The 21,095-nt window shown below is 70.6% G+C and carries 28 protein-coding genes; 10 read left to right on the top strand and 18 right to left on the bottom strand.

All coding sequences use genetic code 11. The features are described 5' to 3' along the window. The first annotated feature begins 12 nt into the window (after window positions 1–12). A complete protein-coding gene (locus LOZ83_RS33370; RefSeq protein WP_236795988.1) occupies window positions 13–534 on the top strand; it encodes a GtrA family protein in 522 nt (173 codons plus the stop codon). 36 nt (window positions 535–570) lie between these two features. Further along, the gene (locus LOZ83_RS33365) at window positions 571–1,140 is read left to right on the top strand and encodes a GtrA family protein (RefSeq protein WP_236795752.1); all 570 of its coding nucleotides are present in this window, start codon (window positions 571–573) and stop codon (window positions 1,138–1,140) included. Here LOZ83_RS33365 and LOZ83_RS33360 read toward each other — a convergent pair whose 3' ends face one another. Continuing rightward, window positions 1,141–2,430, bottom strand: coding sequence for an ATP-binding protein (locus LOZ83_RS33360; protein WP_236795751.1), 1,290 nt, complete (start codon window positions 2,428–2,430; stop codon window positions 1,141–1,143). A 6-nt stretch (window positions 2,431–2,436) separates the two neighbouring features. Further along, window positions 2,437–3,129: a response regulator transcription factor gene (locus tag LOZ83_RS33355; RefSeq protein WP_236795987.1), complete on the bottom strand. Its 693-nt coding sequence runs from the start codon at window positions 3,127–3,129 to the stop codon at window positions 2,437–2,439. A gap of 47 nt (window positions 3,130–3,176) precedes the next feature. Between LOZ83_RS33355 and hisN the strand changes: the two genes are divergently transcribed. Further along, window positions 3,177–3,959, top strand: a complete 783-nt coding sequence (gene hisN, locus LOZ83_RS33350) for a histidinol-phosphatase (RefSeq protein WP_236795750.1) — start codon at window positions 3,177–3,179, stop codon at window positions 3,957–3,959. Between the two features lie 43 nt (window positions 3,960–4,002). Then, on the top strand, window positions 4,003–4,296 hold the full coding sequence (locus LOZ83_RS33345; RefSeq protein WP_236795749.1) for a hypothetical protein: 294 nt from the start codon (window positions 4,003–4,005) through the stop codon (window positions 4,294–4,296). Here LOZ83_RS33345 and LOZ83_RS33340 read toward each other — a convergent pair. The 7 genes from LOZ83_RS33340 to LOZ83_RS33310 form a co-directional block, all read right to left on the bottom strand. Then, a complete protein-coding gene (locus LOZ83_RS33340) occupies window positions 4,286–4,561 on the bottom strand; it encodes a hypothetical protein (RefSeq protein WP_144646174.1) in 276 nt (91 codons plus the stop codon). The genes LOZ83_RS33345 and LOZ83_RS33340 overlap by 11 nt on opposite strands. Next, window positions 4,558–6,969, bottom strand: coding sequence for a glycohydrolase toxin TNT-related protein (locus LOZ83_RS33335; protein WP_236795748.1), 2,412 nt, complete (start codon window positions 6,967–6,969; stop codon window positions 4,558–4,560). Before LOZ83_RS33335 ends, LOZ83_RS33340 begins: the two co-directional genes overlap by 4 nt. After that, complete coding sequence (locus LOZ83_RS33330; protein WP_236795747.1) at window positions 6,970–7,272, bottom strand: hypothetical protein; 303 nt, start codon at window positions 7,270–7,272, stop codon at window positions 6,970–6,972. It abuts the gene before it with no gap. Continuing rightward, window positions 7,269–7,688, bottom strand: a complete 420-nt coding sequence (locus tag LOZ83_RS33325; RefSeq protein WP_236795746.1) for a YbaB/EbfC family nucleoid-associated protein — start codon at window positions 7,686–7,688, stop codon at window positions 7,269–7,271. Before LOZ83_RS33325 ends, LOZ83_RS33330 begins: the two co-directional genes overlap by 4 nt. A 90-nt stretch (window positions 7,689–7,778) precedes the next feature. Continuing rightward, window positions 7,779–8,720, bottom strand: a complete 942-nt coding sequence (locus LOZ83_RS33320; protein ID WP_236795745.1) for a hydroxymethylglutaryl-CoA lyase — start codon at window positions 8,718–8,720, stop codon at window positions 7,779–7,781. A gap of 1 nt (window position 8,721) precedes the next feature. Continuing rightward, window positions 8,722–9,261, bottom strand: a complete 540-nt coding sequence (locus LOZ83_RS33315) for a PH domain-containing protein (RefSeq protein WP_236795744.1) — start codon at window positions 9,259–9,261, stop codon at window positions 8,722–8,724. A 31-nt stretch (window positions 9,262–9,292) separates the two neighbouring features. Beyond that, window positions 9,293–10,102 (bottom strand): biotin--[acetyl-CoA-carboxylase] ligase, encoded by an 810-nt coding sequence (locus tag LOZ83_RS33310; protein ID WP_236795743.1) that lies wholly within the window; start codon window positions 10,100–10,102, stop codon window positions 9,293–9,295. A gap of 69 nt (window positions 10,103–10,171) precedes the next feature. Between LOZ83_RS33310 and LOZ83_RS33305 the strand changes: the two genes are divergently transcribed. Together LOZ83_RS33305 and LOZ83_RS33300 are read left to right on the top strand one after the other, a co-directional pair. Continuing rightward, window positions 10,172–11,293, top strand: coding sequence for a bifunctional lysozyme/C40 family peptidase (locus LOZ83_RS33305; RefSeq protein ID WP_236795742.1), 1,122 nt, complete (start codon window positions 10,172–10,174; stop codon window positions 11,291–11,293). Window positions 11,294–11,421: 128 nt separating this feature from the next. Continuing rightward, entirely contained in the window at window positions 11,422–11,844 is a 423-nt protein-coding gene (locus tag LOZ83_RS33300) for a nuclear transport factor 2 family protein (protein WP_236795741.1), read from the top strand. A gap of 55 nt (window positions 11,845–11,899) precedes the next feature. Here the strand turns inward: LOZ83_RS33300 and LOZ83_RS33295 are convergent, their stop codons facing one another. Genes LOZ83_RS33295 through LOZ83_RS33280 form a run of 4 tightly spaced genes read right to left on the bottom strand, consistent with a single transcriptional unit; the run spans window position 11,900 to window position 14,789 of the window. Beyond that, on the bottom strand, window positions 11,900–12,340 hold the full coding sequence (locus tag LOZ83_RS33295; protein ID WP_236795740.1) for an ester cyclase: 441 nt from the start codon (window positions 12,338–12,340) through the stop codon (window positions 11,900–11,902). Then, window positions 12,337–13,215 carry an oxidoreductase gene (locus LOZ83_RS33290; RefSeq protein WP_236795739.1) on the bottom strand — a complete coding sequence of 293 codons (879 nt, stop codon included), beginning with the start codon at window positions 13,213–13,215 and terminating at the stop codon, window positions 12,337–12,339. The genes LOZ83_RS33295 and LOZ83_RS33290 overlap by 4 nt, the downstream gene beginning before the upstream one ends. Window positions 13,216–13,242: 27 nt before the next feature. After that, window positions 13,243–14,154 carry an NADP-dependent oxidoreductase gene (locus tag LOZ83_RS40610; RefSeq protein WP_236795738.1) on the bottom strand — a complete coding sequence of 304 codons (912 nt, stop codon included), beginning with the start codon at window positions 14,152–14,154 and terminating at the stop codon, window positions 13,243–13,245. Continuing rightward, window positions 14,151–14,789: a type 1 glutamine amidotransferase domain-containing protein gene (locus LOZ83_RS33280; protein ID WP_236795737.1), complete on the bottom strand. Its 639-nt coding sequence runs from the start codon at window positions 14,787–14,789 to the stop codon at window positions 14,151–14,153. Before LOZ83_RS33280 ends, LOZ83_RS40610 begins: the two co-directional genes overlap by 4 nt. An 82-nt stretch (window positions 14,790–14,871) precedes the next feature. Between LOZ83_RS33280 and LOZ83_RS33275 the strand changes: the two genes are divergently transcribed. Together LOZ83_RS33275 and LOZ83_RS33270 are read left to right on the top strand one after the other, a co-directional pair. Beyond that, window positions 14,872–15,741, top strand: coding sequence for a LysR family transcriptional regulator (locus tag LOZ83_RS33275; RefSeq protein WP_236795736.1), 870 nt, complete (start codon window positions 14,872–14,874; stop codon window positions 15,739–15,741). 102 nt (window positions 15,742–15,843) lie between these two features. Beyond that, entirely contained in the window at window positions 15,844–16,245 is a 402-nt protein-coding gene (locus LOZ83_RS33270; RefSeq protein WP_308190364.1) for a DUF664 domain-containing protein, read from the top strand. A gap of 3 nt (window positions 16,246–16,248) precedes the next feature. On the opposite strand, the gene LOZ83_RS33265 is transcribed toward LOZ83_RS33270, so the two are convergent. Then, a complete protein-coding gene (locus LOZ83_RS33265; RefSeq protein WP_236795734.1) occupies window positions 16,249–16,932 on the bottom strand; it encodes a TetR/AcrR family transcriptional regulator in 684 nt (227 codons plus the stop codon). A 135-nt stretch (window positions 16,933–17,067) separates the two neighbouring features. Between LOZ83_RS33265 and LOZ83_RS33260 the strand changes: the two genes are divergently transcribed. Then, window positions 17,068–18,000, top strand: a complete 933-nt coding sequence (locus LOZ83_RS33260) for an NAD-dependent epimerase/dehydratase family protein (protein ID WP_236795733.1) — start codon at window positions 17,068–17,070, stop codon at window positions 17,998–18,000. Between the two features lie 10 nt (window positions 18,001–18,010). On the opposite strand, the gene LOZ83_RS33255 is transcribed toward LOZ83_RS33260, so the two are convergent. The 4 genes from LOZ83_RS33255 to LOZ83_RS33245 all read right to left on the bottom strand — a co-directional run bounded on the left by LOZ83_RS33255 (window position 18,011) and on the right by LOZ83_RS33245 (window position 20,181). Continuing rightward, entirely contained in the window at window positions 18,011–18,346 is a 336-nt protein-coding gene (locus tag LOZ83_RS33255; protein ID WP_236795732.1) for a phosphotransferase, read from the bottom strand. Beyond that, a complete protein-coding gene (locus LOZ83_RS40925; RefSeq protein WP_374202742.1) occupies window positions 18,274–18,447 on the bottom strand; it encodes a hypothetical protein in 174 nt (57 codons plus the stop codon). The genes LOZ83_RS33255 and LOZ83_RS40925 overlap by 73 nt, the downstream gene beginning before the upstream one ends. 132 nt (window positions 18,448–18,579) lie before the next feature. After that, window positions 18,580–19,551, bottom strand: a complete 972-nt coding sequence (locus tag LOZ83_RS33250; RefSeq protein WP_236795731.1) for a pentapeptide repeat-containing protein — start codon at window positions 19,549–19,551, stop codon at window positions 18,580–18,582. Between the two features lie 33 nt (window positions 19,552–19,584). Beyond that, window positions 19,585–20,181, bottom strand: a complete 597-nt coding sequence (locus LOZ83_RS33245; protein WP_236795730.1) for a TetR/AcrR family transcriptional regulator — start codon at window positions 20,179–20,181, stop codon at window positions 19,585–19,587. Between the two features lie 93 nt (window positions 20,182–20,274). Between LOZ83_RS33245 and LOZ83_RS33240 the strand changes: the two genes are divergently transcribed. After that, window positions 20,275–20,973: a nitroreductase gene (locus tag LOZ83_RS33240; protein WP_236795729.1), complete on the top strand. Its 699-nt coding sequence runs from the start codon at window positions 20,275–20,277 to the stop codon at window positions 20,971–20,973. Window positions 20,974–21,095 lie beyond the last annotated feature (122 nt).

The following is a 21,095-nucleotide window of genomic DNA, read 5'->3' as shown; positions in this document are numbered from 1 at the left end:
ACCGCGCTCCGCATGTTGCCGACGCCTGTGCGCGATCTGCTGATCAAACATCGTGAGCTGCTGAAGTTCGCGGTCGTCGGTGGGGCGTGCTTCGTGCTCACCAACGTCGTGAACTACACGCTGAAGCTCACGATCCTGCGCGGGAACCCGGTGACGGCACTCATCCTGGCCGTGCTGGTGGCGACCATCGCGTCGTATGTGCTGTCGCGGGAATGGTCGTTCCGCACCCGCGGCGGCCGCGAACGCCAGCACGAGGCAGCACTCTTCTTCGTGATCAGCGGTATCGCGGTCGGCCTCAACTCGCTGCCACTCGCGATCTCGCGGTACGTGCTGGATTTGCAGACACCGCACGTCGGATTGCTCACCCAGGAGATCGCGGACTATTTCAGCGGAATGATTCTCGGCACCCTCGTCGCGATGGTTTTCCGCTGGTGGGCCTTCAAGAAATGGGTGTTCCCGGAGGCCGGCGCGCGGCCCCGGGTGGTGCGGGCCCGCGCCGTGGAACCGGACGAACCGGGCCAACGGGCCGCCTGATCACCAGCGTTTTCCCGGACTCCGTAGACTGCGGTCGTGACCGTCGTGGAAAGCGTTCTTTCGCACGCCCCGGAGCGTTTGCGCGCCGTGCTGATCAAGCACCGGGAACTGTTGAAATTCGGCATCGTCGGCGGCACGACATTCATCGTCGACAACGGTGTGTGGTACCTGCTCAAACTGACCGTGCTCGAGGACAAGCCGACCACCTCGAAAGCGATCGCCATCATCGTCGCGACCATTGTGTCGTACATCCTGAACCGTGAATGGTCGTTCCGCACCCGCGGCGGCCGCGAACGGCACCACGAGGCGGCGCTGTTCTTCGTGATCAGCGGGCTCGCCGTGGTGGTGAACCTGATCCCGCTCTACATCTCGCGCTACGGGTTGCATCTCGAGGTGCCGAACGTGGAGCGGTGGGCGCAGGAGACGGCGGACTTCGTCAGCGGATCGATCATCGGCACGCTGCTGGCGATGGTGTTCCGCTTCTGGGGCTTCAAGAAATGGGTCTTCCCGGACGATCTCGGCAAGCGCCGCCGGGACGTGGTGAAGATCGTCGAAACCAACGGCTCCAAGGTCGCCGAGATCAAGGAACTGCGGCCGCGCCGCTGACTAGCGCGGCACCCGCTCGGACGGCCACCGCACCTCGTGCACATCGCCCGGGCTCGGCACGCGCAGGAACAGGCTGAACACCGCCGGCCGCCGGCTCGACAACTCCAGGCGCCCGCCGTCGGCCTCCGCGAGCGCGCGTGCCAGCGCCAGGCCCACACCGGTCGAACCGCCGCCGGAGAACCCGCGCTCGAACACGTGCGGCACCAGCTCGTCCGGGATGCCGGACCCGTTATCGCTCACCTCGACCACCACCGTGCCCTCCGCGTCGCCACGCCGGGCGGCGAGCGTGACCGTGCCGGCGCCGTGGCGCAACGCGTTGTCCAGCAACACACCCACGACCTCCCGCAGCCGGCCCGGCGTGGCCCGCCCGATCAGGCCGTCCCCGATCTTCAGCCGCAGGTTCCGGCCCTCCGCGCGCAACAGCTGCCGCCACTCCTGCGCGACCTCCGGCAACGCGCTCGCCAGCTCGACCGGCTGCGCGTCGACCTCGCTCGCCGCGCGGGCCGCCGCGAGCAGCTCCTCCAGCGCTTCGGACAACCGATCGGCCTGCTCCTGCGCCGCCCGGACCTCGTCGGCGACCTCGCTGTCGTCGACGATGATCAGCGAGTCCAGCCGCAGTTGCAGCGCGGTGAGGCGGCTGCGCAGCTGGTGTGAGACGTCGCCGACGAGCTGCCGTTCCCGCTGCACGAGCTGGGCCAGCGCGGTCCCGGACGTGTCCAGCGCCTCGGCCACCATGTCCAGCTCGCCGACGCCGTAGCGGCTGGGGTCGGGCCGGAAGTCGCCGCCGCCGAGCTTCGCGGCACGCTCGGCGACATGCCGCAGCGGTTTGGCCAGCCGGCGTGCGGTGACCGTCGCGACCACGGTGCCGATGCTGACCGACAGCACCACCAGCAATAGCACGGCGAGCGTGACCGTGGTCTGCCGCGACCGGGTCGGGCCGGCGGGCGTGGCGAGTTCCAGGGTGCCGTCGCGGGCCAGCTGCACGCGGGCCGTGACGACGTCGCCGCCGGGGTCGGAGCCCTCGGTCTGCTCCGGCCGGCCGGGCAGCCGCACGGTCAGCCGCCCGCCGGCCGGGATGGCGACCGCGACCTTGGCCAGCTCGTCACTGCTGAGCGCGCCGTCGGCCAGGTCGGTGTCGAGGGTCGCGGCGATCTGTGAGGCGCGCGCCCCGAGGTCCTCGGTGGTAATGCTGTCGACGAGCTTCCAGGCCGTGATGCCCAGCGGGATGCCGAGTGCCGCCGCGGTCACCGCGACGGCCAGCAGGATGGCGAGCAGGATCCGGCGTCGCACGGCGGTTTATTCGGTGTTGAAACGGAAGCCGACGCCGCGCACCGTCGCGATGCGACGCTCGCCGTCGCCGGAGTGCACGACCGCGCCCTTGCCGTCGCTGGTCACCGAGAGTTTCCGGCGCAGCCAGGACATGTGCATGTCGAGCGTCTTCGAGGTCTTGGACTCCAGCTCGTTCCAGACCTCGCCGAGGATCTCGTCGCGGCTGACCACCTCGCCCGCGTGGCTCATCAGCACCCGCAGCAGCTCGAACTCCTTCTTCGCCAGCTGGATCTCGCGGCCTTCGACGGTGACCAGCCGCGCGCCGAGATCCATCCGGACCCCACCGGCCTCCAGCACCTCCGGCGCCCGGCGGCGCAGCAGCGCGCGGATGCGGGCGAGCAGCTCGGCGAGCCGGAACGGCTTGGCGACGTAGTCGTCGGCGCCGGCGTCGAGGCCGACCACGAAGTCGACCTCGTCGGTGCGCGCGGTGAGCATCAGCACCGGCAACTCGGTGCCGCTCGCGCGCAGGCGGCGGCACACCTCCAGACCGTCCATGCCGGGCAGGCCGAGGTCGAGCACGAGCAGGTCCACCCGGTGTTCGCCGGTCGCCTCCAGCGCGGCCGGCCCGTCCTCCACGACCTGGACCTCGTAGCCCTCCCGCTGAAGCGCGCGTGACAGTGGCTCCGCGATCGCCGGATCGTCCTCGGCAAGTAACACCATGCTCACCTGGCCAACTCTACGACCGGGACCCGTGAAAACATCGTGGCGTGGCCAGCTACTCGGACGATCTCACTCTCGCAGGGCGTCTCGCCGACGCCGCCGACGCCATCACCACCGCCCGGTTCCGCGCGCTCGACCTGTCCGTGCGCAGCAAACCGGACCGCACGCCGGTCACCGACGCGGACACCGCGGTCGAGGACGCGGTGCGCGAACTGCTCGCGTCGCAGCGGCCGTCGGACGGGGTCGCGGGTGAGGAACGCGGCGGTTCCGGCTGGTCGACGGGCCGGACCTGGATCCTCGACCCGATCGACGGCACCAAGAACTTCCTGCGCGGCGGGCCGGTCTGGGCCACCCTGATCGCACTCGTCGAGGACGGCACGCCGGTGGTCGGCATGGTGAGCGCGCCACTGCTGGGGCGCCGCTGGTGGGCGAGCACGGGCGAGGGCGCATGGCTGCGCGACTCGACGGGTGACCGGCGGATCTCGGTCTCGGGCGTTTCTTCGCTCAGCGACGCGTACCTGTCGACCACGCACCTGAACTCGTGGGCCGAGTACCACTCGCGCGAGAAGTACCTGGCGCTGAACGACGCGTGCTGGGAAACGCGGGCGTTCGGCGATTTCTGGCAGCACTGCCTGGTCGCGGAGGGCGCGATCGACCTGGCCGCCGAGCCGATCGTCAACCCGTGGGACGTCGCGCCGATGCAGGTCCTGCTGGCCGAGGCGGGCGGCCGGTTCAGCGACCTGACCGGCGCGGTCCGGTTCGACGGCGGTTCGGCGCTGTCGTCCAACGGGCACGTGCACGACGCGGCGCTCGGGATACTGAACGCATGATCACCCCTGACACCAAGGACTGGACCTGGGTGCTGCGGCGGCCGTGCCCCGAGTGCGGGCGCGACACCGCGAGCTTCGACGCGACGACCCGGAGTTCCCGAACTGGGACCAGGACCGGACCGCGGTCGAGGACGACGACGCCGCGCAGGATCCGGAGCAGGTGGCGGCCGAACTCGCTGACGCGCCAGCGTTGCTGGCCGAGGGTTTCGCCGCGGTGCCGGACTCGGCGTGGACCCGCACCGGCAGCCGAAGCGACGGCGCACAGTTCACTGTGGACACGTTCGCGCGCTACTTCATCCACGACCCTGTCCATCACCTGCACGACGTCAGGGGGTAGGCAGCAGCCCGACCGCGCCGCGGGCGACCTGCGACCAGGCGAGCCTGCCGAACAGGTAGTGGCAGGCGACCTGTTCGTTGGTGAAGCGCGCCCAGTCGTAGCGGTTGCCCTGTTCGCGCCAGAAGACCTCCCACACCGGGGTGCCCTCTTCGGACTCGTCGACACGCAGCAGGCACCACGCGTTGTCCGCCTCGGCGCCGATCGAAACCACCTCGTGCGGTACGCCGATGGACTCCAGCCAGCGCACGATCGATTCGACGTTCACTCCCCCTCCTCGAGGGCCAGATATCCCATGGTCACCAGCTCGTCGGCGGAATAGACGGCCCGGTACCGGATCCCGCCGCCGGGCTGGCCGAACCACGGCGCGGACACGGCTGTCCACAGTGGAACGTCCTTGAGCACGCGGTACCGCCGGTACTCCCTTTCCAGCGCCGAGGGCGGCAGGGAACGCTTGACGTACAAGGTGCCGTCCGGGGCGAAGACCCGGCCGTGGATACCGCCGAACCGGTCGAGCATCGTGCCCTCGGGCAGGATTTCGGGTTCGCCGTCCTCGTGCCCGCCTTCCGGGTAGAGCTCGCCCGGCGGCCAGGCATATTCCGGAATGGACTGTCGGACGCCCGCGAGGAACCGGCGATCCCAGTCGCGTTCGTTCAGGCCGCCCAACGGGTCGTGGCCCTCGGTCAGCGCCGCGGGCGGCTGGAGCGCGGGCGAGGGCAGGCGGCTGAACCCCTCGCGCACCATGTCCAGCGCGTCACCCGAGTCGATCAGGTCCGATCGCGGATGGTCGTGCGGCGGGAAGCGCAGGCCCGGCGCGTAGTCGACCTCGGGCGGCGGCACGGGCAGCTGGCGGGCGGGGCGCACGGTCGCGACCGGCAGGTGGCCGATCGGGAACATGTGCACCAGGAACAGCGCCACGATGCTCTCGCGCTCCTGCCTCGGCGCACCGAGCGGTGGTGGCGGTTGTGGTGGTGCGTAAGGGATCGCGGGCGGGTTGACCGGGCGCCGGATGGGGTCGGTGCCCGGGCCCGGTGGCATCTGGACGCGCCGCGCACTCGCCGGTGGGGCTTCGGCCGGGCGCCCCGGCGGTGGGGCTTCAGCCGAGCGTCCCGGCGGTGGGGCTTCAGCCGAGCGTCCCGGCGGCGCGATGCCACCGATCGGACCGGGCATCGGCGGTGCGGCCGGCCGCATCGGTTGCACGGCGGGCGGCATCGGACGGACCGGGGGCGCGACGGGTGCGGGTGCCGGGGCTCCCGCGACGGGTGGCGCCGCGGCTACCGGCGGCGGTCCGGGAAACGCACCGCCGGGTTGCGGCTGGATCGGTGGCGCGACGGGCTGTGCGACGGGCGGGGCGTAGCCGGGCTGGACCGTGGGCGCCGGCTGGTAGGTGCCATCGGCGAAGCCCGACGCGACCGTGCCGCCGGGAAGGCGGTGGCCCGCGGGCGGGGTCGGTACGTCGTCGAAACCTTGCTGGGCAAGGAAACCCCCGTAGTGCCCGGCCTGGATGGGCCCCGTGCCCAGATCCGCCGGTTCGCCGTGCACCGCGATGCCACCCGGCGGTGCGGGCTGCAGTTGGGGAACGTCGCCCAGCGGCGTCGCGGGCGGCCGCGCGAAATCACCGGCCCCGGGGCCGGTCGTGGCATCGACCACCGGCTGCGCCACGCCACTCGCGGCGCCCACGACCGGCTGCACGACCTCACCGGCGCCACGCACCACGCCACCCGCGGTATCCGCCACCGGCCGCGCCACCTCACCGACCCCGTGGACCAGACCACCCGCAGTATCCACCACTGGCTGAGCCACGCCGGTCGCGGCGCCCACCACCGGCTGGGCCACATCCGCAACCCCGGGCACCACACCACCCGCGGTGTCCACCACCGGCCGGGCCACCTCACCGGCCCCATGGACCAGACCACCGGCGGCATGCGTCGCCCCGTGCACCACACCGCCGGTGGTATCGACCACCGGCTGGGCCACATCGCCGACACCCCGCACGGTGCCGCTCACCACATCCGTCACCGGGCGCAGCAGCGGACTGTCCGAAAAGGACGATCCATGGTCCGGCCCCGGCCCCAGCAACTTCTCCGGCACACCGGTCACCGCGCTCAGCAACCCGCCCTGACCGTGCGGCGACCTCGCCCCGGGATTCGGATCCACCAAGTCCGGCGCACCTCCCCCACCTCCGGGACCGACCGCGCCCGCGAGGCCGTGCGTCAGCGACGACAGGTTCGCCGCCGTCCCGTGCAGCACGGTATCCAGGCCCAGCAGTGCCGTCGGATGCCCGGCCGACGCCGCCGTCTCCGCCGCGTCGTTGTTCTTCGCGGCGTCGACCAGCTGCCGGACCATCTCGACCTTCGCGGCGCCGACCTGGTCCGCCGCATGGCTCAGCCGGTCCGCCGCCTCCCCCGCACCCCGCGCGGCGACCGTCAGCTTGCCGTTGTCGGGATGGACGAACCCCGACCACATGGTCCGCGCCGCGTCCGCCGACGGGCCGGTCAACGCGCTGGTTGCGCCGCCGGCCGTCTTGTCGGCGTCGGCGGCCAGCGTGTGCAGCTTCGACTGCGCGGAACGCCAGGCGTCCGCCTGCTCGCGCAGCTTGTCCTCATCCGCCTGCGGCCAGCTCAGCCCGGTCTTGGCCGCGATACCGGCCAGCTCGGGGGGCAGCTCGATCCCCATCTACGCGTCCCTGATCGTGTCCGCCGCGGCGGCATCGCCGGCCTGGTAGCGCCGCGCCGCCTCGGCGAACGAGCCGCCCGCCCCGCCGAGCCCGTCCGCGAGGCCCTTCACCCGATCGAGGGCATCCGCGGCCGGCGCGGTGTGCGCGGCGGAGAAGCTCCGCCCGACGACGTCGTCACCCCACGGCGCGCCGCCGAGCGCCTGCTCCAGCTCCGCCGAGATCCGGGTGGCCCGGTCGACGATCGGCGCGAAGTCCTTGGCGTGCGCGGAAAGCCGGTCGGCGTCCGCTTCGAAGGCGGTCACCGGGTGACCCAGTTCTCGTCCTCGTAACTGTCCTCTTCGAGGGCGTGTCTGGGCCGCGAGACCTCAGCCGGCGCGAGATCCGCTGTGCCGAGCAACAATGCCTGCGGATCGGTGCCGGCGGGCAGTGCCGGCGCCATGATCTCGGCGGCGTCGCCCAGCGCGCGGACGGTGGCGGCGGCGGTCACGCGCACGATCTGCTCGGCCAGCTGGGCCGGCCGGTAGCGGCGGTACGCCTCGTCGGAGATGTCGAGCTTGGTGAGCGTGCCGCGCGGCCCCACGATCGCCGTGATCACCCGGTCGGGATCGCTCGCCGACGCCGTCACGGCGCTCAGCTCCTGCTGCACCGAGGCCAGCTGTTCTCTGCTGCGCCGGTAGTCGGCCAGTAGCTCTTCCACCTGCGCGCGGTGCTCGCTCACGGCACCCCTCCTCGGTAGTACAGCGGTCGGCTTGGAGGTCCGACGCGGCCGGAGCCGCCCAGGTTCCCGATCCGGAAAAAGCGCTGATCGTCACCTCGCCAGCGCGTTGACCACCCTCGACGGGCTCGGCCGGCCGAGCCGTTCCGCGAGCCACACACTCGTCGCGACCAGCTCGTCCAGGTTCACCCCGGTCTCGACGCCGAGCCCTTCGAGCATCCACAACAGATCCTCGGTGGCGAGGTTGCCGGTGGCCGACTCCGCGTACGGGCAGCCGCCGAGCCCACCCGCCGAAGAGTCCACAGTGGACACCCCGCAGCGTAGCGCGGTGAGCGTGTTCGCGAGCGCCTGGCCGTAGGTGTCGTGGAAGTGCACCGCCAGCCGCTCCGGGCCGATCCCCGCGTCGGCGAAAGCCATGAGCAGGCCCTCGACCTGACCGGTGGTCGCGGCGCCGATGGTGTCGCCGAGCGAAAGCCGCGAGCAGCCGAGGTCGAGTAAGCGCTTTCCGGCCGCGACCACCTGGCCGTAGGGCACCGGCCCCTCCCACGGGTCGCCGAAGCACATCGACAGGTACCCGCGCACGTCCAGGCCCGCGTCCCGCGCGCTCACCATGACCGGCGTGAACATGTCGAACTGCGCGTCCAGGCCCGAATTCAGGTTCCGCCGGGCGAAGGTCTCGGTCGCGCTGGCGAAGATCGCGATGTCCGTGCAGCCGGCGACCAGCGCGCGCTCGAGCCCGCGCCCGTTCGGCACCAGCACCGGATAGCGCACCCCGGGACGGCGCTCCAGCTTGCCGAGCAACTCCTCGGCGTCGGCGAGTTGCGGCACCCACTTCGGCGAGACGAAGCTCGTCGCCTCCAGCACGGTCAGGCCCGTTCCGGCCAGCCTGTCCAGGAATTCGACCTTGACCTCGACCGGCACGACGGCCTTCTCGTTCTGCAGCCCGTCGCGCGGCCCGACCTCCCAGATCGTGACGCGGGACGGCAGCCCCGAGGCCGGCGCGTGCTGCGGCAGGCCCAGTTCCCGGGCACCCATGTCAGCGCCGTCCCCGGTACGGGTGGGTGTCCTCGCCGTTGAAATCGTCGTACGGGTTGTCGTTGACCTCGCGGTAGATCACCGTGTGCACCCGCTCGACGTGCGGGATGTCGTCGAAGCGCAGCGGCTCGTGCGAGGCCGATTCGATGACCAGCGTGCCGCAGCCGAAGATCCGGTCCACCAGGCCGTGCTCGAACTGCACGCTGTTGATCCGGCTCATCGGGATGTCGATGCCGACCCGCTTGAGCACACCCTCGCGGGTGATCAGCCGGTCCGTGGTGACGATGAAATGCGTGGTGCGCCAGCGGATCAGCGGCGCGATGAACAGCCAGCAGACCAGCACGAGCGCGACCACGCCGATGGCGATCTCCGCGATCCGGCCCCAGCCCGCGGTGACCCCGTCGACGAGGGTGTACAGCCAGACGCCCAGACCGACCGTCACGATCAGCCAGAACACCGGCCAGATCAGCATCTTGAAATGCGGATGGCTGTGCACAACGACCTGCTCGTTCTGACTGAGCAGATCCTCCGGGTACGCCACGGCTCGCTCCGATTCTCGGGTACTGGTGAGGTCAAGGTACCGCCCGCAGGTGGACGACGTCCCCCGCGAACACCATCTGTGCCTTGCCTTGTTCGTCGGCGACCACGAGCCGCCCGGCCGGGTCGACGTCGGTGGCCGTGCCGAGCAGCGTGGCGTCGCCGGGCAGCAGCACCCGCACCTGCTGGCCGAGCGTCTCGCACCGGGCGCGGTAGTCCTCGATCAGACCGGCCCGCGACAGGTCACCGCCCGCGTCGCGCCAGCGGTTTTCCCGTTGTGCCAGCGCGGAAAGCAGGACCGAGGCGATCTCGGCGCGGTCCGTGGTGCGGGCACCGTTCTCCGCGAGCGAGGTCGGCGAGAGCCCGCCCGCGCCGGGTTCCACCCCCGGGCCGAGCGGCTGCACGTTCAGCCCGATGCCGAGCACGACCGCGGACTCCTCACCGGCGACGGCTTCGGCCAGGATCCCCGCGCACTTCCCGCGATCGGGCCCGGCGAGCACGTCGTTGGGCCACTTGAGAGTGGCGTCGACACCGAGGTCGGCGGTGAGATCGGTGACCGCGAGCCCGGCGACAAGAGCCAGCGAACCGAGGTCGGCGAACGCGACGCCGTGCGGGCGCACCAGGACGCTGAGGTACAGACCGCCGGCCGGTGACACCCACGAGCGGGCGCGGCGGCCGACGCCGGCGGTCTGCTCCCCGGCGATCAGCACGGTCCGGTCGGGTGCCCCGCCGGAGGCCGCGGCCAGCAGGTCGGCGTTGGTCGAACCGGTGCTGCGCACCACGTCGACACGGGCATAGGTGCCCGCGAGATCGGCCCGCAATCGCGCCGTGTTGATGTCGGTCATGCTGAGAGCCTAATAACGAAAGTCCGGTTCGCTCGTTGTAAATGATCGAAGTTCCCTAGTGTGTGGCAGGTGACCATTCGTTTCCCGAAGTGGGGTCGCGCCGTGGCGGGCCGGGCCCTGATCGCGCTGATCCTGGTGGGCGCTCTGGCGACGTGTGGCTGGATTCTCGCGCGCAAGCCGCAGCAGCCCCCGCTCCCGCCGCAGGCCGCGCCGGCACCCGCGGGCAACGCGGCGGCCGCGGCCGGGCCGTCCGTGCTCGAGGTCAGCGCGCCCGTGCAGGCGCAAGCGCCGCAGCAGCAAGGCAAGAGCGAACTGGAGAAGTGGGCGGCCGGGTTGAGTGGGCCGCTGGACATTCCCGAGCGCACGCTGATGGGGTATGCCACCGGTGAGCTGACGCTGCGCAAGGAACAGCCGAACTGCCATCTGTCCTGGGTCACGCTCGCGGGTATCGGGAAGGCGAGCGCCGATCACGGACGGTTCGGCGGCGACGCGATCGACGGCAACGGGGTGACACAGAAGGCGCTGGGGTCAGTGCCGCTGCAGGGCGCGGCCGGTGAGGCGGCGAACGAGAAGCGCAGCGGGCCGATGCAGCTGACGCCGAAGGAGTGGCAGCGCGGCCAGGGGAACATCCAGAACATCGACGACGCGGCGGTCGCGGCGGGACGCACGCTGTGTGCGAACGGCACCGACCTGCAGGCGGGCACCCAGTGGTGGAACGCGATCGCGAGCTACCGGGACTCGGACCTGTTCCGCCAGCAGGTCCTCGGCAACGCCCAGCTGTACGCGGCGCTGTCGCTCGCGCCGCAGACAGCGGCCGGCCCGTCGATCCGCGCGGTGCGGTTCGCGCTCGACCAGATCGGCCTGCCGTACGTATGGGGCGGCAACGGTCCCGACGCGGGCGCCGCCGGCTTCGACTGCTCGGGGCTGACGAAGGCCGCGTACGACAGCGCGGGGGTCTCACTGCAGCGGACGGCGGACTCGCAGTTCCGCACCGAGCCCGCCGTCGTGGGCGAACCGAAGATGGGCGACCTGGTCTTCTACGGCAACCCCGCGACCCGCATCCACCACGTCGGCCTGTACATCGGCAACGGCCTGATGATCAACGCCCCGACCCAGGGCATGGCGATCCAGATCGCGACCTACCACGTAGCCGGCGACGACTACGTCGGCGCCGGCCGCCCGGCGAATTAGGCCTACCGGTTCTGGACGAGGCGACGGCGGTGTTCGAGGCGATGCTGGAGGGCTGGGAACGTCAGCAACGAAGCCGGTTCCTGCGGGCGCGACTAGTTCAGCCAGTACGCACACCGAAAGGCTGGTTTGTGACACGACGCGAGATGATGGACGCCGTCGACCGGTACCTGCAGGCGTGCCGCAGCAACGATGCCGTCGCGATGGCCGCGTTGTTCGGCGAGAACGCGGAAATCGAAGACCCCATCGGCGCCGATCCGATCGTCGGCAAGAAAGCGATCAGCTCGTTCTTCGCCATCCCCCGCAACATCGCCAAGCTGCGGCGCATCGGGCCGATGACCGTGTTCGGAAAGCATGTCGGCGTGCAGTTCCGCGCCGGTATCGGTGACGGGCATCAGCTCGGTGTCGCCGGCGGGAAGGCGTTCGAGCTCTCCAGCACCGAGATCTTCACCTTCGACGACGACGGGCTGATCGCGCGAATGGTTGCCATCCCGGACGTCGACTCGGTCGACGAGTCCACCGACGGTCGCGTCTTCGAGAGCGGTGACGCCTGACGACTCAGCTGCGGATGAGAGCCGATCCACGTGCTCACTCACGCGCAAACCTGAGTCAGCGCTCTCCAGCGCCGAGCGCGCGCAGGAAGCTGCGGTTGTCGTACTGAACCCACTCCTCGACCACGCGGCCTTGGTCGTCGAGGCGGACGATGTTGATGACATCCCATCCGAGATGCCGGCCGTTCGGCGGGAGCGGGCCTACTGGTGACGCGGTGAATTCGCGGGCGAAGGTGCCCTCGAAGCGGGTTTGATAGGCCATGTAGTCGCCGTCGGCCAGCATGATGCCGCGGGTGAGGGTCAGGTCGTCGAAAGCGGCGCGCAGCGTGGCGAAGTAGGCGACCAGTCCGGCGTGGTCGGACTCGGCGCCGTCCGGGCCGTGGAAACGGAACTTCTCGATGTCGACGACATCCGCGAAGGCTTCCGCGGCGGCACCCGAGACCGCCAGCTCGCCGATGCGTACCGCGCGGGCCACGCGCTCGTCTCGGGTCAGGGTCATTGTTCATCCTTTTCTGCCAGGTCGTCGAGAATCTTGACAGCGGTCGCCGGCAGGGTGAGGGCGGCAGCCGCGATGTTGCCGTGCAGGTGGGTGATCGAGGACGTGCCAGGGATCAGCAGCGTGTTCGGCGAGCGTTGCAGCAGCCAGGCCAGGGCGACGGCGTGCGGTGTGGTGTCCAGCGACGTCGCGATCGTGTCGAGAGTGGCCGACTGGAGCTTCGTGAAACCGCCGAGCGGGAAGTAGGGCACGAACGCGATGTTCTGCCGGGCGGTGTAGTCGATCAGCGCGTCGTCCTGGCGGTGAGCGATGTTGTACAGGTTTTGCACGCACACGATCGGTGCCACGGCCTGAGCCTCGATCACCTGGTCGTAGGTGACATTGCTCAGGCCCAGATGCCGGATCAGGCCCTGCTGCCGCATCTCTTCCAGCACCTCGAACTTCGAGGCGATCGGGCCCGGTTCAGGCGCGATCAGGCCACCCATGCGCAGGTTGACCACATCGAGGACGTCCACGCCGAGACGCCGGAGGTTGTCGTGCACCTGCCGGCGCAACGCGTCGGGTTCGCGGTCCTCGGGCCAGCCGCCCTCGCTGTCACGTTTGTTGCCGACCTTGGTGACCAGCAGCAGGTCCTCCGGGTACGGGTGCAGCGCCTCCCGGATCAGGTCGTTGACCACATGCGGTCCGTAGAAGTCGGCCGTGTCGATGTGCCGGATACCCAGCTCGACCGCGGTCCGCAAGACCCGGATCGCGTTCTCGTGATCCTTCGGCGGCCCCAGTACACCGGGGCCCGCCAGTTGCATCGCGCCGTATCCGGTGCGGGGGAATTCGAGCCCGGCCGCGGTGTAGGTACCGCCGGGCAGGTCGGTTGTCGTCATGCGTCGCCTTTGTTCCGTGGACAGGTGTCAGGTCTGGACCAGCAGGACCGCGCCGCGCACGCCGCGCCGCTCGGCCAGCCGATGCGCTTCGGCGGCTTGCTCCAGCGGTAGCCGGTGCGCGATGCGGGTGGTCAGCCCGGCGTGAAGCAGCCGGGACAGGGCCGGCGCGTCGGGCTGTGCCCACAGGGTGTGTATCTCGATGCCGCGTTCGCCGGCGGGCGCAAACGCTTCGACCAGGGCGTGGTAGCGGCCGTTGTCGTGAATCGCCGCGAGCACGGGCGCGCCGAGCATCGCCGCGTCAAGGACGGCGTCGACGCCACCGGGCAGGATGTCGCGGACCGCGGCGACGACGTCGGCGTCGCGCTGGATCACCGTGTGGTCGGCGAGGAACGCTTCATCGCCGTAGGAGGCCTGGGCGAGCACCGTGGCGCCGCGGCGGGCGGCCAGCTGGGCGGCGAGGCTGCCGACCGCACCACTGGCCCCCGTCACCAGCAGCGTGTCATCGGCGGTGATCTTGAGGTTGTCGAGGGCCTGCTCGGCGGTCAAGCCGTTCATCGGCAGGGTCGACGCCTCAGGGGTGGGCAGGGCGTCGGGGATGGCGGCGAACCAGGCCGGGTCGGCGAGAACGATGTCGGCGTAGCTGCCTTGGCTGCCACCGATGGTGATCCACGGCAGGAAACCCGCCACGCGCGTGCCCGCCCGGAGCGTGCCGGCGTCGTCCAGCAGGACGCCAGCGAAGCCCCAGCCCGGGACCGTGGGAAGCGTCAGCCAGGGCATCATCGGGGCCATCTGGCCGCTGCGGGTGGCGACCTCGACGGGGTGAACCGGGCGGGCCTCCACCGACACCCGCACCAGGTCACCGGTCGGGACCGGGTCCGGCCGGGTGGCCGGGACCAGGACCTCCGGCCCGCCGTACGCCTTCATCTCGACGGCCTTCACGCGGACACGACCTTGAGCAGCTCAGCGGCGATCGCCGCGGACGAGGGCGGGTTCTGACCGGTGATCAGCGTGCCGTCGACGACCACATGCGGGTGGAACGGTTCGCCCGCGCTGTAGTCGGCGCCGAGCGCGACCAGCCGGTCCTCGGCCAGGAACGGCGCCTTCGAGGCCAGGCCGGCCAGCTGCTCCTCGGCGTTGCTGAACCCGGTGACCCGGCGCCCGGCGAGCAACTTCGCGTCGACCGGCGCGAGGGCGGCGACTCCGTGGCAGACCAGGGCCAGCGGTTTACCCGTCGTCAGCGCCCTCTCGATCAGCGCCGCCGACTCACTGTTGTGCGCGAGGTCCTCCATCGGGGCGTGACCGCCGGGATAGAAGATCGCGGTGTACGCGTCGAAATCGACGTCCTCCAGACGGATCGGCACCGGCACGACCGGCGCCTCCTGGCCGTTCAGGCTGCCCTTGTCCACCGTCGGCGCCACCCCGCCCGGGGTGGCCACCTCGACGGTGTGCCCGGCTTCGACCAACGCCTGGTACGGGACGGCGAACTCCTCCGCCCAAAAGCCGGTCGGGTGTCGCGTGCCGTCGTTGAGCGTCCAATGGTCGGCGGCACTCATCACGAACAAGATCTTCGCCATCGTCTGCTCCTACTGGGTTTTACCTGTTTGCGGCCGCAACGGTAGGTCCAGTGAAGATCGGCTTGCCAATAGACTCTTCGGTATGGCCGATAGGTTTTCCAATGCCGGACTGGATCAGCTGCGGACTTTCCTCGCCGTCTACCGAGCCGGTTCCATCACCGCGGGGGCGCGCGATGTCGGCCTGTCACAGCCGACGGTCACCAGCCAGATCCAGGCGCTGGAGCAGCAGTCCGGACGCCAGCTGTTCCAACGGATGCCGCGCGGTGTGCAGCCGACCGCGGTCGCCGACGACCTGGCGGCCCGGGTCGCGGGTCCGCTCGATGCCCTCGCGCAGGCGCTCACCCCGTCGTCGACGCCGGAGGTGCCACCCGAGCCGGTCCATCTGGCCGGGCCTGCCGAGCTGCTCGCCCTTCGGGTCATGCCCGCCCTGGCCCCACTGGTGAACCGGGGCATCCGGCTGCGTGTCACCGCCGGCCTCGCCGACGACCTGCTCGAGGGCCTGCGGCTGGGCCGGTTCGACCTGCTGATCTCCCCGGTGCGCCCGCGCGGCCGCACGCTTCTCGCCACCCCGCTGACCGACGAGGAGTTCGTGCTGGTCGCGGCCGGCCCACTGGACCCCGAGCAAGCACCGTTGATCGCGTACGCGGAGGACCTGCCGATCGTCCGCCGTTACTGGCGCCACGTCTTCGGCCGCCGCCTCACCACCAGCCCGGCGGTCGTGATCCCCGACCTGCGCGGCGTATTGGCGGCCGTGATTGCTGGCGCGGGCTGGTCGGTGTTGCCGCGCTACCTGTGCGCCGCGGAACTGGCCTCCGGCGCCCTTCAGCTGCTCAACGATCCCGAGGACCCACCCATCAACACCGGCTTCCTGGTCCGGCGCTCGGCGACCGGCACCAATCCCCACGTACACCTGGTCCACGACACGTTGCTCGGCGAAGGGCGCACGTGGTGAACCGTTGTCCGCTGGCAACGCGTTGGGGCCAGCCGCGTGCTGGCACCTGGTTGAGTCCGCCGGCAGTGCATGACAGGCAGGCCCCCGTGATCGAAGGAGTACCTGTACAGCGATCTGCGAGAGATTCCCGAACCCCTGCGCCGATGGGACGACACCGGGCAACGCGGCACCGACATGTGGGCCACCGAGCACGAGACGCGCGAGGAGATCACCGACCGCTACCGACGCGTCTGGGAGCACTCCGACACGACCATCACCGCGCTCGCGATCGACGCACCGGGCCGCGTGCCCTGGTGGCCGCGCCCCAACGTCAGGCTGTTCAACGTGCTGGTCCACATGCTCACCGAAACCAGCCGGCACGCCGGACACGCCGACATCCTGCGTGAACAACTCGACGGCGCAACAGGAACAGCGGCCGGATACCCGAACCCGCGGCGCGACGCGGCCTTCTGGGAAGCCCGGACCGCGGAGATCGAACGAGCCGCGAAAGCACGCGGGTTTTGACGGTCAGCGCGGGATCCCGGCCAGGTCGGCCATCAGGGCCATGTGGTGCTCGAAGTATTCGGCACGCGCCTCGATCGTGCCGTCCAGGCGGCCGAAGACCTCGAAGTTGATCAGGCCGAACAGGTGGGTCCAGCCGACGAACACGCGATCGAGTCGTTCCTCCGGCAGGTCACCGTCCCGTTGGTCGATCAGGCGGCGCAGGTCGGCGCGGACCCGTTCGGGGACCGGCGATGACACCGGCTCCAGCCGCTCCGCGCCGTCGACGATGATGTCCACGAGCAGGAACACCACGCGTGCCGCCAGCGCGACGGTCTCCTGCGGCGCCGCGTAACCGGGCACCGGATCGCCGTAGAGCAGGCAGTATTCGGCCGGATGCGAGAGCGCCCAGGTGCGTACCGCGGTGCAGGCGGCGAGCCACCGGCCGCGCAGGTCATCGCGAGGTACGGCCGCTTCGGCCTCGGCCGCTGCGGTGCCCAGCGCCTCGTACCCGTCGGTGATCAACGCCGTGAGCAGCGCGTCGCGGCTCGGGAAGTACCGGTACAGGGCCGACGCGACGATGCCCATGTCCCTGGCCACCGCCCGCAGGGACAGGTTCCCGCCGTCCACCGCCAGCCGCCGGCGGGCGACTTCCTTGATCTCCAGGCTCATTTCCGCGCGTACCCGGGCACGCAACGACGGTGCGGACATGGACACAGTGTCGCACAGTTCCGAGAACACCTGAACCAGACGAGAACGGTGTTCTTGACTCGCGGCCTGTCGCGTGAGTACGGTGTACCTATTAGAGAACATTGTTCTCGCTACGACCAGTAGAGGTGTTTTCGCATGTCCGTGCACGTCATCGCCGGGGCCGGCCCGATCGGCACCGCCACCGCCCGGCTGCTCGCTGACCGGGGCGAACACGTCCGCCTCCTCACCCGCAGCGGCCGAGGCCCGGACCACAAGGGCATCGAGCGCATCGCCACGGACGCGGCGGACCCGGCCACCCTCGCCCGGCACGCCGAAGGCGCCGTCGCTCTGTACTGCTGCGTGGGCCCGGCCTATCACCGCTGGCGCGCCGAGTGGCCGCCGCTCGGCGCCGCGTTCATCCACGCCGCGGAGGCCAGCGGCGCGGTGCTCGTCACCACCGGAAACCTCTACGGCTACGGCAAAGTCGATGCCCCGATGACCGAGCAAACACCGCTGCGTCCCAACTCCGTGAAGGGCGAGGTGCGGGCCGAACTGTGGGCCGACGCATTGGCCGCGCACAAAGCCGGCCGGATCCGCACCGCCGAGGTCCGCGGGTCCGATTACCTTGGTGCGGGCGCGGTTTCCCCGTTCACTGTCATGGTTCTCCCCAAGGTGCTCGCCGGCCGGCGCGCTTCGGTGCCGGCCGATCTGGACGCGCCACACAGTTGGACCTACACCGGTGACGTGGCACGCACGCTGGTCGCGGTCGCGGCCGACGAGAACGCTTGGGGCCGACCCTGGCACGTTCCCACCGCGCCGGCGCTGTCCATCCGCGCACTCGCCACTCGCGCCGCCGAACTCGCCGGAGCCCCGCCGGCCCGGGTGACCGCGATGCCCGCCTTCGCACTCCGCGTCGCCGGGCTTTTCAACCCGGCCGCGCGCGAGATGATCGAAATGCAATATCAGCTGCGACGGCCATTCATTCTCGATTCGTCCGCCGCCACAACCGCCTTCGGAATCGACCCGACCCCGACCGACGAGGCCCTTCGGGCGACCATCCAGAGTTCGCGCGCACGAACCGCGCGCTGACGGTTCCCGGTCAGTTCAAGGCGCGTTCGAGCGCCGCCCAGCCAGCCGGTTCCCACGTCGGTTTGCCGCCGGGGAGACCGAGCCTGCCGTTGCGTCCAATGTGGATCAGGTGCAGCGCGCGGAGGACGGCCCAGCCGCGAGCCCGCGCGATAGTGGCCTCGTCCGCGTCCCTGTAGGCGCCGAAGAACCGGCCGACGGTGCCTGTGGGCAGCAGGATCCAGGCGGCTGACAGGTCGGTCGCGGGATCGCCCGCGCACAGCTCGCCGAAGTCGATCACTCCGGAGAGCGTCCCCTCCCGCACGACCACGTTGGCGGGATGCAGCCAGGTCGGCGCGCCCTGCCACACGGGCGCCGCGAGGGCAGCGGCAGGCGCTCAGCGAGAACGGGCAGCCATTTCTGCTCGGTGCGCAGCAGGGCCGGGGCCCGCTCGGTGCGTGGCATGCGCACGGCCAGTTCGGTCCCGAGGCGCCACTGCTGGTTGTCCCAGCCACCGGCGACATCGCGGAGTTCGAGGTCTGCGAGATCTGGATGCTGTTCTCGCAGCAGCGCTCGTCCATCTGCTCGAAGCCTCCAGCCGAACTACGCACCGGCAGCGTCCCGGACGACATGGACGCGGTTCGGGTGTGCTGGGTCGGGCTCGTCGTGCCAACCCGCCGGCCAGGTGCGGGCGGCGATGTCGGCGCGGGCGTTCGCGCCGTCCAGGTTCGCACCGGACACCTCCGCGCCGAAGGTCACCGTGCCGTCGAACGACGCCGCATGGAAGCCTCGGACGGAACCCACCGACTGGCCGAAGTCGGCGTGGCGCAGGTCTGCCGTGCCCAGCCAGCGGGTATCGCGGAAGTCCGAGCCGCCCGCGAACGTTGTCCCGCGGAAAGCGGCGATCTCGCGGAAGGTGGCGTAGCGGAAGTTCGCCGTGCGCACCCGGCACCGGCGGAACCAGAACCACTCCAGCGTCGCGCCCACCAGATTCAGGTCGATGTCCGGCCAGAACACCGACAGCGGCTCGCCGTGCTCGTCCACCGGCTGCAGGTGTGCCTCGAAGACACCCTGGGCGGCGCCTCGCACCTCGCGTTCCTGCAGCCCAGCGCCGTCGGTGCGATCCAGCGGCGGTTCATACGGCATGCGCAGGTAGGCACACAGCAGGTTGACGACGGTCTGCCGGTGCGCAGGATGGTCCTGCGCCAGCCGTTCCAGCGCATAGATACCGGCCAGCCGCACCGGCGCCTTCTCGCTGCCCAGCTGGTCAGCGGCCTTCCCGTACAACTCCGTGACCCGCCGCTCGGTGGAGTCGTGGTCCTTCTGCTCCAGGTCCAGTTCCACCGCACGTTGCCGCCGGGCGGCCAGCAGTAACGCGGCGCCGCCGGCCGCGCCGATCACGATGCTCGACGTCGTGCGAAGGGCGTCGAGCCGCTGGGTGTCCTCGGGGCGGCCGGTGCCCAGCAGCCACCACAACAGCGCGGTGACCACGACGGCACCGCCGGCGAGACCCACCGCCCACACGGTGATCGCGGTGGTCGACAGGGCACGAGAACGGCGGGCAGGCAGCGGCACGCGGTCATGATGGCAGGCGGCCGAAGAACCTTGTCAGCAGCGACCGCCGGGCCGCCGCGGCGCCGCGGCGATGAGGACCTCCGCCGCGGCACGGGCGTGCCGGCCGTAGCCGGCGTCGTTCAGCACCATCGCGCGGCTAGCCGCGCCATCGGCGAGGGTCACGAGTTGTTCGGCCAGCAGCTCCGGCTCAGCGACACCGAGCTGGCTGGTCAAGTCGGTCACCAGGCTGAGCATCAGCAGTTTCTGCGCTCGCGCGAACGAATGCACCGCGCTGTCGGGCGACGGGAACTCGGCAGCCGCGTCGACGAAAGGGCAGCCCCGGACCGGGCCCCCGGCCGGCGCGGGGACGTCGAACATCGCCAGAAGCCGTTGCCGGGGCGGGATGTCCTCTTCGGTCAGCACGGCGTGCATGGTGGCACCGGCGCCGACCAGGTCCTCGAGCTGGGCCAGCACGAGGTCGTCCTTGGCCGGGAAGTGCGCGTAGAGGGTTCGCTTCGACACCGGGGCGGCCGCGGCGACCTCCTCCATCGTCGTCGCGTTGATGCCCTGGTTCGCGAAGAGCTTTCGGGCCGCGGCGAGTACCCGCTCCCGTCCACCGCGGCCGCTTCTGCGGATCGTGTTGTCCACCACGCACGCAGTATACGCGAGCGTTTACTTCGGGCGGGAGCTTTGCTACCGTCGCTCAGGTAAACGGTGTCGTGTACTTGAACGTGAGGATGCTCCATGACCCATCCGGCCGAAACCGCGACGGACGACCTGTCTCGCCACGCCGAGCGGCTGATCCGCGGACGCCGCGCGACCCGGGCTTTTCGCTCGGCGCCGGTCCCGCAAGAAACCCTCCAGGCGATCTTCGACCTGGCCGCGGCGGCTCCGTCGAACTCCAACGCGCAGCCCTGGCGGGTCGAGGTGGCCGGCGGCCGCGTCCGCGACGAACTCGCGGCGGCATTACAGGACGCGCATCGCGCCGGGCGCCGAAGCGTCGATTTCCCCTACAGCGAGGACATCTACTCACCAACCCACCAGAAGCGGCGCGCGGCGGCCGGGGCGGCGTTGTACGGCGCGCTCGGCATTGCCTTCGAGGACGAGGAAAAACGCGCCGCCTATGACATCGAAAGCCTGGATTTCTATGGCGCCCCGCATGTCGCGCTGTTGTTCGCCCCGGATACCGCCGAGGCGCGCCTGGCGGCCGATGTCGGGATGTACGGGCAAACGCTGCTGCTGGCAATGAGGGCCTACGGGGTGTCCAGCTGCCCGCAGGGCCTGCTGAGCTTCTACGCCGACACCGTTCGGGAGGTCCTCGGGCTCAACGGCGGGAAGCTCCTCTTCGGCATCTCCTTCGGTTACGCCGACGACGACGCTCCGGTCAACGCGGTCACCGTGGGCCGCGAGCCGTTGTCGGAGACGACGCGCTTTCATCACTGAAACCGCATCCTTGCAACGTGTGCAAATCGGCAGTACGCTCCTTGCAAACGATGGCAAAGTGGCCGGAGTGAACACCGACGCAAGGGCAATCGCCTTTGCCGAGCGCCGACGCGTGACCCGTG

It is taken from the genome of Amycolatopsis sp. GM8 (genome assembly GCF_021653975.1).
Taxonomy (GTDB): Bacteria; Actinomycetota; Actinomycetes; order Mycobacteriales; family Pseudonocardiaceae; genus Amycolatopsis_E.
The sequence above is the reverse complement of the archived record's forward strand: the minus strand, read 5'-3'. Positions and strand labels throughout refer to the sequence as shown.